The organism is Mesorhizobium sp. CO1-1-8 (genome assembly GCF_020164875.1).
Taxonomy (GTDB): domain Bacteria; phylum Pseudomonadota; class Alphaproteobacteria; order Rhizobiales; family Rhizobiaceae; genus Mesorhizobium.
Genome location: NZ_JAIUGZ010000005.1, coordinates 425,843 through 437,586, shown reverse-complemented (window position 1 = coordinate 437,586; position 11,744 = coordinate 425,843). Strand labels below are relative to the sequence as shown.

The window sequence follows — 11,744 nt, the reverse complement described above, 5'->3', positions numbered from 1 at the left end:
CGAATATGGGATCTCCCCATCGGAGAATGACAAGTGTCCGAAACTGTGAACCTGCATCAGACACCGGAAACTATGACCTTGCATCGCGCCGTGTGGGCCGGCCGGTTAATGAGCGCGTTTGTCGTCATCGCTCTGACGGCAGATGCCGCTGTTCAGCTTTTCGCGCCGGCGCAGATCGCGAGCATGTTGCAGGAAACCGGGTTTGCGATGGACCTGACCCGTGTCGTGGGTCCGATCATCCTCGCCTGCGCCATCCTCTACGCCATCCCGGTCACCGCCGTCCCCGGCGCGATCCTGGTGACGGGCTTTTTGGGAGGTGCCATCTGCGCCCATCTCCGCATCGGTGAGGTGGGGTCGCCGCCGGAAATCATCTCCCTGCTTCTGGGCGCGATGACCTGGGGCGGCCTCTATCTGCGCGATCCCCGTGTCCGGGCCATTCTGCCGCTCATCCATTGAACCAACAGGGGCAGCTCTGTCCCTCAACATCAGGAGAAAACACATGTTCCTAGTAATGGGAATCACAGGAAAAGTTGGCGGCGCAACGGCAGAGCATCTGCTGGCGCACGGCAAGGAGGTACGCGCGCTCGTCCGCAATCGTGAAAAGGCGGCCACTTGGGCAAACCAGGGCGTGGAACTGGTAGACGGCGATTGGAATGATTCGGCAGCCATCGAGCGAGCGCTCGAAGGCGTCGAAGGCGCGTTCGTCATGTTGCCCCCTGTCTGGGCGCCGTCGCCCGATTACAAAGAAGCAAAGAGCGTGATTGCCAACTATGTCGAGGCGCTCACCAAGGCGGCGCCGCCGCGGGTGGTTGCGCTTTCGTCGATGGGTGCGAACAGAACCAGCGGGCACGGGGTGATCGCGGCCTTGTCGCTTCTGGAGCAAGGTTTTCGCGACCTGACCTCGCCAACCGCATTTGTACGCGCGGGTGGATTCTTCGAAAACTTTCTTTACGGCTTGCAGGTCGCGCAGGGCGGAACGCTGCCGGTCTACTACAATCCGACAAACCGGAAATCGACCATGGTCGCGACGAATGACATCGGCGCGGAGGTCGCAACCCTTTTGGCCGGGCCAGCGTGGTCAGGGCAGCGTATCGTCGAGATTGGTTCGATGGTCACGGCGGATGAGGTCGCGGAGCAGTTGGGTGAAGTCCTGAATCTCGACGTGAAAGCCTTTGCAATTCCGCGTGAGGGATGGGCGGAAGCGTTCGAGCAATTCGGCATCCCGAAGGGTCGCTCCGGACCTGCCGAAGAAATGTTTGAGGCCGTGAATGCAGGATGGATGGACCTCGGTGTGGCGGGTACGGAGCACGTAGCGGGTACGACGTCCGCACGCGATGTATTCGAGGCTGCGTCTATTGTGAACGGGTAGGCCAAAACTGCATGGGGTTCTCCGTGATTTCGAGCTTCGTAACGCGAGATTCGGAGAGCCCTTCTTCAATCGAAGGATCTCATGTCTGTCTGAGTGCGGTCAGCTTGGAGTCGGTGGTTTAGATCTGCGACGTCAGCTCGACCGGAAAATCATCATTGTCGGCGTCGCGCATGGCGGCGAGGCTGCGATTGTCCAGCACCTCGGCGATCGCCTGCCGCACCTCCAGCATCATGTGGCGGACCTGGCAGGTCGCCTCGTCGCAATCCTCGCAGCGTTGATACTGCGTGCGGCTGGCGCAAGGGATCGGCGCCAGCGGCCCGTCAAGCACGCGCACGACATGGCCGATCTTGATTTCGGAGGCCAGCCGGGCGAGGCGGTAGCCGCCTTCCTTGCCCTTGCGGCTCTGGACGAAGCCGGCATTGCGCAACTCCCCCAGGATGGCATCGAGAAATTTCTTCGGGATGTTGTTCGCTACAGCGATGTCATTGACGAAGGCCAATTGGCCGGCCGGCAGGCCAGACAAATGCACGAGGGCCTTGAGGCCGTATTTGCCTTTTTTTGTCAGCATGCCCAGATCAACCCATAAAAGCCCCAACCACCCGCATCTGGCGACTGTTTGTGTGCAAATAATGACGTTCTCGCCGCGCGATGATGTTTCGCGAAACAGCCACCAAATTGCACGTTAGGCACAAACGCGTTGATTCTTTCTAACGTTTTGCACTGAGAACGCGGATATTCCGCTCACAACCAGGTTTTCGGCGTTCAAAACGGAAAGGCCGGCAGGGCGCCGGCTTTTCCGTCTGCTCTGCTCCGAGATCATCGCTGCCTTCAACGGCTGCCGTAGGTCTGGTCGAGCAGGCCGCCGGCGGCGAAATGCTCTTTCTGCACTTTGTCCCAGCCGCCGAAAACGTCTTCCACCGTCAGGAGCCGGATATCGGGGAAATCGGCCTTGTATTTCGCCGCAACAGCGGCGTCGCGGGCTCTGAGGCCGTTGCGGGCGGCGATGTCCTGGCCCTCCGGCGTGTAGAGGAAGTCGAGATAGGTCTTGGCCAGATCGCGTGTGCCGTGCTCGTCGGCAACCTTGTCGACGATCGCGATCGGGAATTCGGCCAGCAGGCTGACCGTCGGCGTGACCTGCTCGAACTTGTCGTCGCCATACTCCTTGCGGATGCCGCGCGTCTCGGACTCGAAGGTGATCAGCACATCACCGATCTCGCGCTGCACGAAGGTGGTGGTTGCGGCGCGGCCGCCGGTGTCGAAGATCGGCACGTTGTTGAACAGCTTGGTGATGAACTCTTTCACCTTGGCGTCGTCGCCCTTGAAGGCTTCCTTGGCGTAGGCGGTGGCCGCCAGATAGGTGTAGCGCGCATTGCCGGAGGTTTTCGGGTTGGGGAAGATCACCTGCACGTCGTCGCGCACGAGATCGTTCCAGTCCTTGATGTGCTTGGGGTTGCCCGCACGGACAAGGAACGAAGGCAGAGAATAGAACGGCGAGGCGTTGTCGGGGAAATCCTTCTGCCAGTCGGCCGAGACGAGGCCCTTCTTGACCAGGAAGTCGATGTCGATGACCTGGTTGAAAGTAACAACGTCGGCGCCAAGGCCCTCGGCGATAGCGCGCGCCTGCGCCGAAGTGCCGGCATGCGACTGGTCGACGGTGACGCCCGGATGCTGAGCGATGAAAGCCTTGTTGACCTGCACGAACAGCTCGCGGCCGACATCATAGGACGCGTTGAGCAGTTTGTCCGCCGACCAGGCCGGGGAGGATGCGAGGAAGAGGCCGGCGACGGTGGCAAGCCCGAGGAAAAATCGCTTCATGAAAACAGGCTCCGATGCAATGCGTTTATGGTCGGACCATAGCCGGGGTACATGGTGTGCGACGAGGCATGGGTCCGAGGATCAATGCATCGCTTCTAGAAAACCTATCCCCGGAACAGAGGGTTCGTAGTTTTTTCTTTCAAGCGCGACTTGGCCTCGGTGCACGCCGATCGTTCCAATTCGTTGACCTTCGCCAAAATAGATACACATTGTGTATGCGGGTGTGCTACGGGAGTGACAAGGAGCGCCGCCATGACAAAGACCACACCCGAGACCCACGCCAAGCCTGTCAATCTGCGCATTCGGGAAGATGTGCGCACGCTGATCGACCGTGCTGCGAAAATACGCGGGAAAACCCGTTCCGACTTTATGATCGATGCTGCATATCGTGCGGCCGAGGACACGCTGCTCGACCAGGCACTGATCAAGGTGGATCCCGAGAGCTACCGGCACTATCTCGACATCCTCGATGAGCCGCCAAGCGGTGAAGGTTTTGCACGCCTTATGAACGTACCCAGGCCGTGGCAGGGATGATGCTATCGGCGCCCGCGCCTCTGGCCGAAAACCATGATCTCGACCTTTTCCAAAGTGGGACGGAAAGTCTCGACCAATGGCTTCGCCTGAGGGCGCGAGCCAACCAGGTCAGCGGCGCGTCGCGTACCTATGTGGTGGCGGAAGACGCGCGGGTTGTCGGTTATTACTGCCTCTCTTCGGGCGGGCTTGATCTCGCGCAGGCACCCGGCGCCATTCGTCGCAACATGCCAGATCCCATTCCAATGGTCGTGCTCGGGCGTCTCGCCGTGGACGCGGGCTGGCAAGGGAAGGGGGTGGGCGCTGCGCTGCTGCAAGACGCCGTTTTACGGGCAGGTCACGCCGCGACGATCCTCGGCATTCGTGGTATTTTTGTTCATGCCATATCGGATGAAGCGAAAGCCTTTTATGAGCACTATGGCTTCGCGGCTTCCCCGAAGAATCCAATGACCTTGGTGCTATCGTTGAAAGGCCTGGTGAAAGGGTAGCCGATGTCGATCGGGATGAAGCAGCGACCGGTATCAAACCAAGATGTTCCTGGTGCAATAGTCGGCCGATGTCGTCTGCCGAGTTTTCCTGCATCTTGCATCGAGGAGTGTCCTTATGTCCCGGCATCGTCATTCAACAACGCCGCCACCGAAGGAGGCGAAACTGTTTCGCAACAACCGCAGCCAGGCGGTGCGCATTTCTGTCGAGTTCGAGTTGCCCGGCGATAAGGTTCTGATCAGTCGCGAAGGCGGCCGCCTGATCATCGAGCCGGTCCGCAAACCTGGCCTTGGCGCGTTGCTCGCTCAGTGGACGAAGGAGGCGCCTCTTGCCCCTGAAGACGACTATCCCGTGATCAAGATCCGCCTGCTTGCAATAGCGCTCGGCCAGAGGGTCAAGCCGCCGGAAAAAGCTTCCAGCGTCCGGGGCGGAACGCCACCCGGCTTTTCTGGGCCGCGGGGTGATCGACCGGCAGTTCGATTTCGACGCGCTGGCGCTCACCACCGATCTTGAGCTCGACCCGGCGCGTGCCGGCGACGCGGCGGCTGGCAGCGACCGTGCCGGCGATACAGCCGCTGCAGCCGTCCAGCAGTTCGATATCATGCGGGCGGAAGTAGAGCGTCGCGTCGCCCGAGGGCTCGTTGGGCGCGGCAATCCCGATCGGACGGTCGGCGAGCCAGATCTCGCCATTCTCGACCTTGACGGGAAGCGAGCTCGATTCACCGATGAAGCCGTAGACGAAGGGCGAGTTCGGCGTGTCGTAGATATCGTCGGCAGTGCCGACCTGTTCGATGCGGCCCTGGCTCATCACCACGACGCGGTCGGCAAGCTCCAGCGCCTCTTCCTGGTCGTGGGTGACGAAGACGGTGGTGTGGCCGGTGGCGTCATGGATTTCGCGCAGCCAGCGGCGCAATTCCCGGCGCACCTGCGCGTCAAGTGCGCCGAACGGTTCGTCGAGCAGCAGCACCTTGGGTTCGATGGCCATGGCGCGCGCCAGCGCCACGCGTTGCCGCTGGCCGCCGGAAAGCTGCGCCGGATACCGCTTCTCCAGCCCGGAAAGCTGGACAAGGTCGAGAAGCTCGGAGGCGCGGCGGCGGATCTCCTGCGCCGGCGGGCGCGACGGCCCGTGCCGGACCTTCAGGCCGAAGCCGATATTGTCGGCCACCGTCATGTGCCGGAACAGCGCATAGTGCTGGAAGACAAAGCCGACATTGCGATCCTGGATCGACTTGTGCGAGGCGTCCTCGTCGCCGAAGAAGATATTTCCGCGCGTCGGCCGCTCCAGTCCGGCGATGAGCCTGAGCAGCGTCGTCTTGCCGGAGCCGGACGGCCCGAGCAACGCGATCAGTTCGCCCGACTTGATGTCGAGCGACACGTCGTGGAGAGCCGGAAACCGGTCGAACTCCTTGCGCACGTTGGCAACGCGAACTTCCATGCAAATCCCTCTGTCAGTGTCCGCGCGTCGCGGCGATCTCGGCGCCGTAGCGCATCTCGAGAAGTGTTTTCAAGACCAGCGTGACGAGCGCCAGGCCCGCAAGCAATGAAGCGACGGCGAAGGCGCCGACGGCGTTGTACTCGTTATAGAGGATTTCGACATGCAGCGGCATGGTGTTGGTCAGGCCGCGTATGTGGCCCGACACCACCGAGACCGCGCCAAACTCGCCCATGGCACGCGCATTGCACAGGAGCACGCCGTAGAGCAGCCCCCATTTGACGTTGGGCAAGGTCACGTACCAGAAGGTCTGCCAGCCATTGGCGCCAAGCGAAAGTGCTGCCTCCTCGTCGCCATTGCCCTGCTCCTGCATCAACGGGATCAACTCGCGGGCGACGAAGGGGAAGGTGACGAAGACGGTGGCCAGCACGATGCCCGGCACGGCAAACAGGATGACGATGCCATGCGCTTTCAACCAGCCGCCGAGCAGCCCCTGGGCGCCGAACAAAAGCACATAGACGAGGCCCGATATGACCGGCGAGACCGAGAAAGGCAGGTCGATCAGCGTGGTCAGGAAGGCCTTGCCCTTGAACTCGAACTTGGCGATCGCCCAGGCGGCGGAGATGCCGAAGACGATGTTGAGCGGCACCGAGATCGCCGCCACCAGCAGCGTCAGCCGGATCGCCGAGCGCGTGTCGGCATCACTCAGCGATTGCGTATAGGCACTGACGCCTTTTGCCAGTGCTTCGTGGAAGACGATGATCAGCGGCAGGAGCAGGAAGATGCCAAGGAAAGCGAAGACGATTGCCATCAGGACGGCCTGCGCCGGCCGGCTTTCGGTGACCGCCGGCGAGCGGCTCTCGTGATGCGGTGCGTAGGATTTGATCTCGGGATCAGCCATAGCGCTTGCGGCTCCATGATTGTGCGAGATTGACGATCAAAAGCATCAGGAACGACAAGAACAGCATGATCGCCGCGATCGCGGTCGCCGCCGGATAATTGTACTCCTCCAGCCGGATGACGATCAGAAGCGGCGCGATCTCGGATTTGTAGGGCAAATTGCCGGCGATGAAGATGACCGAGCCGTATTCGCCGACGCCGCGCGCGAAGGCCAGCGAAAAGCCGGTGATGATGGCCGGCGCCAGGCCCGGAAACAGGATGCGGGTGATGATCTGGAAGCGGCTGGCGCCAAGCGTGGCGGCGGCCTCCTCCACCTCCTTGTCGATCTCCTCCATGATCGGCTGCACGGTGCGCACGACGAAAGGCAGGCCGATGAAGATCAGCGCGATGACGATGCCGAGCGGCGTATAGGCGACCTTGATGCCGAGCGGCATCAGCAATTTACCGATCCAGCCGTTCGGCGCATAAAGCGTGGTCAGCGCGATGCCAGCCACCGCCGTCGGCAGCGCGAAGGGCAGGTCGACCATGGCATCGACGATGCGGCGGCCGGGAAAGCGGTAGCGCACCAGCACCCACGCGACGAGCGTGCCGAAGACGACGTTGACGCCAGCCGCGACGAAGGCGGTGCCGAAGCTGATCTCAAGCGCATTGATGGTGCGGCGGTCGGTTGCGATCGCCCAGAACTCGGGCCAGCCAAGGGCGGCCGAGCGCCAGATCAGTCCCGACAGTGGGATGAGGATGATGAGGGTGAGGTAGGCAAGCGAGAAGCCGAGCGTCAATCCGAAACCCGGAATGACACTCGGCTGTCTGAACCGCCACCCCGCCTGCGCGGGTGCTATGGTCATATCGTCCTGATCTAGATTTAGCTCACTGGGCCGGCTTGTAGATCTGGTCGAATATACCACCGTCGCCGAAATGATAAGGCTGTGCCTTCTTCCAGCCGCCAAAAAGCGGATCGTCGATGGAGATCAGCTTGATTTCAGGTGTTTTGGGCAGATCCGCCGGAGCCACGAGTTCGGGCTTGGCCGGACGATAGTGGTTCTTGGCGATGATCGTCTGCGCTTCCTTGGAATAGAGCCAGCCCAGATAGGCTTCGGCGACCTTGCGCGTGCCTTTGGCGTCGACATTGGCGTCGACAATCGCCACCGGCGGCTCGGCCAGGATCGATGTCAGCGGGTAGACAATGTCGAAATTGTCGGCACCGAATTCGTCGAGTGCCAGATAGGCATCGTTTTCCCAGCCGATCAGCACATCGCCGATGCCCTTTTGCGCGAAGGTCACGGTCGAGCCGCGCGCACCGGTGTCGAGCACGGGGGCATTGGCGTAGAGCTTGCCGACGAATTCCTTGTTCTTGGCCTCGTCGCCGCCGTCATTGGCATTGGCGTAAGCCCATGCGGCGAGATAGTTCCAGCGTGCGCCGCCGGAGGTCTTGGGGTTGGGCGTGATCACCTGGACGCCGTCCTTGACGAGGTCGCTCCAGTCGTGGATCCCCTTGGGATTGCCCTTGCGCACAAGGAAAATGATGGTCGAGGTGTAAGGCGCTGAATTGTTTTCGAATTTGGTGCGCCAGTCCGGATTGATCTTCTTCGATTTCGAGACGATGGCGTTGATGTCGCCTTCGAGTGCCAGCGTCACCACGTCGGCGTCGAGGCCATCGATCACGGCGCGGGCCTGGGCGCCCGATCCGCCATGCGATTGCTGAACGGTGACCGTCTCGCCGGTCTCGGCCTTCCAGTGGGCGATGAAAGCTTCGTCATAGGCCTTGTAGAGCTCGCGTGTCGGATCGTAGGACACGTTGAGAATGGTGGTGTCGGCAAACGCGAAACCGAGCGTACCGAACTGGACAGATGTGGCGACCAGTGCGCCGAGCAGCTTCCTGAAATGAGGTTTGGTCATTTCTGCCTCCGTTGAACCCGCGCCAAATCTACCGAATTGGTAGAGATTAGATGCATTCAATGTTGCCTTTTTTGCCCCTTTGGAGAAAATATTCGACGCCATTTCGTCGTTTGGAGAAATGTTTTCCTCTCGCGCCCACAGGAAGAATCTCTGCCGGCCACTCAGCCTATCTAGCAATGGGCGGTGCCCAGGCAAGGTGTGGAATTTGGCCTGGGCCTCAATCAGCGGTGATGGGGAAGTCGAAACGCTGCCTGGCGAACGGTTCGTTTGTCAGCGTGAAATGCCACCATTCCCGTGCAGAGTTTTTGAAGCCGCCGGCGCGCATGGCGTCGACGAGCATCTTGCGGTTTGCCGCCGCTTCAATGGCAAGGCCGCGGTGGGCGGTTTCGCTCATCGGGTCGAAGCAGTCGAAGCCAGTGCCGAAATCGAGTGTGTCGGCGTCGCCGGCGCCGCAGGCCGGGTTCGGGCTGGACCTGCGGTCCGTTCGGGCGATGGCGACGTCGACGGTTGAGCCACGTGAATGGGTCGATAGTTCTCCGACATAACCCTTGGCGATCAGCTCGCTGCGCCTGACTTTCGGATACCATTGCGGATCGGGCAGGCCGCCCCCACGCGTCCACTCGCCCATGTCGGCGACTGCGCGGGCAGGGCGATAGCAATCGAACACCACCAGGGTCAGGCCTTTCGCCGCGATCGCCTTCTGGACCGCGGAGAGTGCCTTTGCCGCCTGCTCGGTGAGAATGCAGGCCGGCGCGTCATAGCCGTTCACCTTGCGATGCAGAAAATTGTCCGATCCGGCGTAGCGGATGTCCTGGCGGATCGAGGGGTCGACATCGGCGAGCCGGACGAAGCCGGCGGGCAGGGCATCGGCGAAGGTGGGGAGGGTGATTGCTAAAACGAGCGCTGCCGCAGCCAGCGCCGAGGCTGCCGACAATCGAGGACTTCGCGAGGCACCCCCCTCTGCCCTGCCGGGCATCTCCCCCTCAAGGGGGGAGATTGGCAGCATTGGCGTTCTGCTCCACCATCGACAATTGGCGAAAGCGGCAAGGACATCCGATCTCCCCCCTTGAGGGGGAGATGGCCGGCAGGCCAGAGGGGGGCGCCTTGGAACCGGCATGGGCAAGTGTCCTGCTATTCTCTGGCCTTGGAAAGCTAAGCCTATGAATCGCTTGCAGCGATCTATTCGACGAACACCTTGACGCTGGCGGCACGCCCCGCGGCGTCGATCACGGTCAGCGTCGAATAGCCGGCGCCGTCAGGCTGCCAGGTCGCGGTGCGGCGACGATCGATGCCAACCAGCGGCTTGCCGTTGGCCAGCCAGCGGAAGGGCGCGCGGCCGCCTTGCAGCTTCAGCACCAGCGGCGAGGCGTCGACTGAATTGGTGCCGAGATCGACCCGGGCGCCGTCGGGCGGGAAGATGATGGTCGGTGCGGGTTCGGTCACCATCGCCTGCACCAGGCCGTCCGACCCGGCGCCAAAGCGGGCGAGCGTCACCGGCAGGTCCTCGCGCCTGGGGCTGAACAGGCCGGGCGGCTTGCCCGGCAACGGCACCGTGGCCAGACCCGAGCGAACAAAACCCTCGAACAGGATGGGGGCGGCCGAGACATAGCCGGACAGGCCCGGCACCGCGCCGGCGTCGGGGCGGCCGACCCAGACACCGAGCACATAGCGGCCGTCGAAGCCGACCGACCAGGCGTCGCGGTATCCGTAGGACGTGCCGGTCTTGTAGGCGATGCCGCGCTGCAGGGCGCCCTCGGGCGGCTTGACGCCCGACAGTATGTCGATGATCTGCCAGTTGGCCTGACCGTCGAGGATGGTGGCGCTGGTGCGCTCCGCATTGGCCGACTCGGTGCCGTCATGCAGCGTGTGCGTCTTGCCGCCATTGGCCAGCCCTGTGTAGAGCTGGACGAGGTCGCGCAGCGTCACGCCGACACCGCCAAGGCCGATGGCCAGGCCCGGCGCTTCGTTGACCGGCAGTATGGGGCTGACGCCGGCCTGGCGGAAGCGCGCCATCAGCCGCGTTGGTCCGACCGCGTCGAGCACGCGGATTGCCGGCACGTTGAGCGACAGTTGCAGCGCTTGCCGGATGCTGACATCGCCCTGGTAGCCCATGTCGAAATTCTTCGGCCGGTAGCCGGAGAAATCGACGGGGCTGTCGTCGATCAGCGTTTCTTGCGCCACCAGTCCCTGTTCGAAGGCAAGACCGTAGATGAACGGCTTCAGCGTCGAGCCGGGCGAGCGGACGATCTTTGTCATGTCGATCCAGCCGGAGCGGCTGGCGTCGAAGAAATTGGCCGATCCGACTTCACCGAGGATGTCGCCAGTGCGGGAGTCGGCCAGCACCATGGCCACTGACAGGCGAGGCCCAAGCTTGGTGGCAGCGTCCCTCGCCACCTGTTCCAGCCCTTCCTGGACGCTCTTGCGGATCGTCAGTTGCAAGGGCTGGCCGGGCACGGCCTTGGGCAACATCGCATAGGCGGCATGTGCGGCGAGCGCCGGCAGGGTACGGCGCAGGCCCGACACATCGTCAAGCGCGGCGCGCGCGGCCTCGCGCTCGCCGAGCAGGCCGGAGGAGACCATGCGGGTCAGCACCCGGTCGCGGGCGCCGTGGGCAATTTTCAAATTGCGGTCGGGCCGGCGCTTTTCCGGCAGTTGCGGCAGAGCGACGAGCAGCGCGGATTCGGAAACGGTAAGCCGCTTCGGCTCCTTGCCGAAATAGGCGAGCGAGGCGGCGCGCACGCCTTCCAGATTGCCGCCATAGGGCGCCAGCGTCAGGTAGCGTTCGAGGATCTCGCGCTTGGACAGCCGGCGTTCGATCTGGATGGCGCGCAGCATCTGCTTGATCTTGGAGCCGAGGCTGCGGCTTTCGCGCGGTTCGATCAGCCGGGCGAGCTGCATCGACAGCGTCGAGCCGCCGGAGACGATGTGGCCGCTGGTGGCGAACTGGCCGGCGGCACGCGCCAGCGCCAGCACGTCGACGCCTTCATGGTCCCAAAAACGCTTGTCTTCGTAGGTGACCAGCATGTCTACGAATTGCTTGTCGACCTGGTCGAGACGGGTCTCCAGCCGCCAGTAGCCGTCCGGCGTAGCGAAGGCACGCAACAACTGGCCGTCGCGATCCTGCACTTCGGTGGAGACCGTGAGTTCGGCCGACAGCGGGGGCGGGAAGGCGCGGTCGAGTTCCCAGAGGGTGGCTGCGGAAAGGGCGAGGATGCCGGCGCACCCTGCAGCTCCAACAGCGAATTTGCGAAGCGTCTTCATGTTAGTAAAGATGCCCCCTCATCCGGTCGCGTCGCGGCCACCTTCTCCCCGACG

At 62.6% G+C, this 11,744-nt stretch carries 12 protein-coding genes and 1 pseudogene; 5 read left to right on the top strand and 8 right to left on the bottom strand.

Translation table 11 applies throughout. The features are described 5' to 3' along the window. The first annotated feature begins 33 nt into the window (after nt 1–33). Together LB558_RS13610 and LB558_RS13605 are read left to right on the top strand one after the other, a co-directional pair. Complete coding sequence (locus LB558_RS13610) at nt 34–456, top strand: DoxX family protein (protein ID WP_224698004.1); 423 nt, start codon at nt 34–36, stop codon at nt 454–456. Between the two features lie 43 nt (nt 457–499). Then, nucleotides 500–1,369 carry an NmrA family NAD(P)-binding protein gene (locus LB558_RS13605; protein ID WP_224698003.1) on the top strand — a complete coding sequence of 290 codons (870 nt, stop codon included), beginning with the start codon at nt 500–502 and terminating at the stop codon, nt 1,367–1,369. A gap of 118 nt (nt 1,370–1,487) precedes the next feature. On the opposite strand, the gene LB558_RS13600 is transcribed toward LB558_RS13605, so the two are convergent. Together LB558_RS13600 and LB558_RS13595 are read right to left on the bottom strand one after the other, a co-directional pair. After that, complete coding sequence (locus LB558_RS13600) at nt 1,488–1,937, bottom strand: RrF2 family transcriptional regulator (RefSeq protein WP_023813227.1); 450 nt, start codon at nt 1,935–1,937, stop codon at nt 1,488–1,490. A gap of 260 nt (nt 1,938–2,197) precedes the next feature. Next, entirely contained in the window at nt 2,198–3,184 is a 987-nt protein-coding gene (locus LB558_RS13595) for a sulfate ABC transporter substrate-binding protein (protein WP_224698002.1), read from the bottom strand. Between the two features lie 252 nt (nt 3,185–3,436). Between LB558_RS13595 and LB558_RS13590 the strand changes: the two genes are divergently transcribed. The 3 genes and pseudogenes from LB558_RS13590 to LB558_RS13580 all read left to right on the top strand — a co-directional run. Continuing rightward, on the top strand, nt 3,437–3,718 hold the full coding sequence (locus LB558_RS13590; RefSeq protein ID WP_224698001.1) for a DUF1778 domain-containing protein: 282 nt from the start codon (nt 3,437–3,439) through the stop codon (nt 3,716–3,718). Further along, nucleotides 3,718–4,203: a GNAT family N-acetyltransferase gene (locus LB558_RS13585; protein ID WP_224698041.1), complete on the top strand. Its 486-nt coding sequence runs from the start codon at nt 3,718–3,720 to the stop codon at nt 4,201–4,203. The genes LB558_RS13590 and LB558_RS13585 overlap by 1 nt, the downstream gene beginning before the upstream one ends. A gap of 115 nt (nt 4,204–4,318) precedes the next feature. Then, nucleotides 4,319–4,561, top strand: a pseudogene (locus LB558_RS13580) (antitoxin); the annotation flags it as partial. 34 nt (nt 4,562–4,595) lie between these two features. On the opposite strand, the gene LB558_RS13575 reads toward LB558_RS13580, so the two are convergent. The 6 genes from LB558_RS13575 to pbpC all read right to left on the bottom strand — a co-directional run bounded on the left by LB558_RS13575 (nt 4,596) and on the right by pbpC (nt 11,690). Continuing rightward, nucleotides 4,596–5,636 (bottom strand): sulfate/molybdate ABC transporter ATP-binding protein, encoded by a 1,041-nt coding sequence (locus LB558_RS13575; RefSeq protein WP_224698000.1) that lies wholly within the window; start codon nt 5,634–5,636, stop codon nt 4,596–4,598. A gap of 13 nt (nt 5,637–5,649) precedes the next feature. Further along, the gene (gene cysW, locus LB558_RS13570; protein ID WP_224697999.1) at nt 5,650–6,534 is read right to left on the bottom strand and encodes a sulfate ABC transporter permease subunit CysW; all 885 of its coding nucleotides are present in this window, start codon (nt 6,532–6,534) and stop codon (nt 5,650–5,652) included. Next, complete coding sequence (cysT, locus tag LB558_RS13565; RefSeq protein WP_224697998.1) at nt 6,527–7,378, bottom strand: sulfate ABC transporter permease subunit CysT; 852 nt, start codon at nt 7,376–7,378, stop codon at nt 6,527–6,529. Before cysT ends, cysW begins: the two co-directional genes overlap by 8 nt. A 22-nt stretch (nt 7,379–7,400) precedes the next feature. Then, nucleotides 7,401–8,429, bottom strand: a complete 1,029-nt coding sequence (locus LB558_RS13560; RefSeq protein WP_224697997.1) for a sulfate ABC transporter substrate-binding protein — start codon at nt 8,427–8,429, stop codon at nt 7,401–7,403. 217 nt (nt 8,430–8,646) lie between these two features. Further along, a complete protein-coding gene (locus tag LB558_RS13555; RefSeq protein WP_224697996.1) occupies nt 8,647–9,363 on the bottom strand; it encodes a M15 family metallopeptidase in 717 nt (238 codons plus the stop codon). A 245-nt stretch (nt 9,364–9,608) separates the two neighbouring features. Beyond that, nucleotides 9,609–11,690, bottom strand: a complete 2,082-nt coding sequence (pbpC, locus tag LB558_RS13550) for a penicillin-binding protein 1C (protein ID WP_224697995.1) — start codon at nt 11,688–11,690, stop codon at nt 9,609–9,611. Nucleotides 11,691–11,744: the final 54 nt, after the last annotated feature.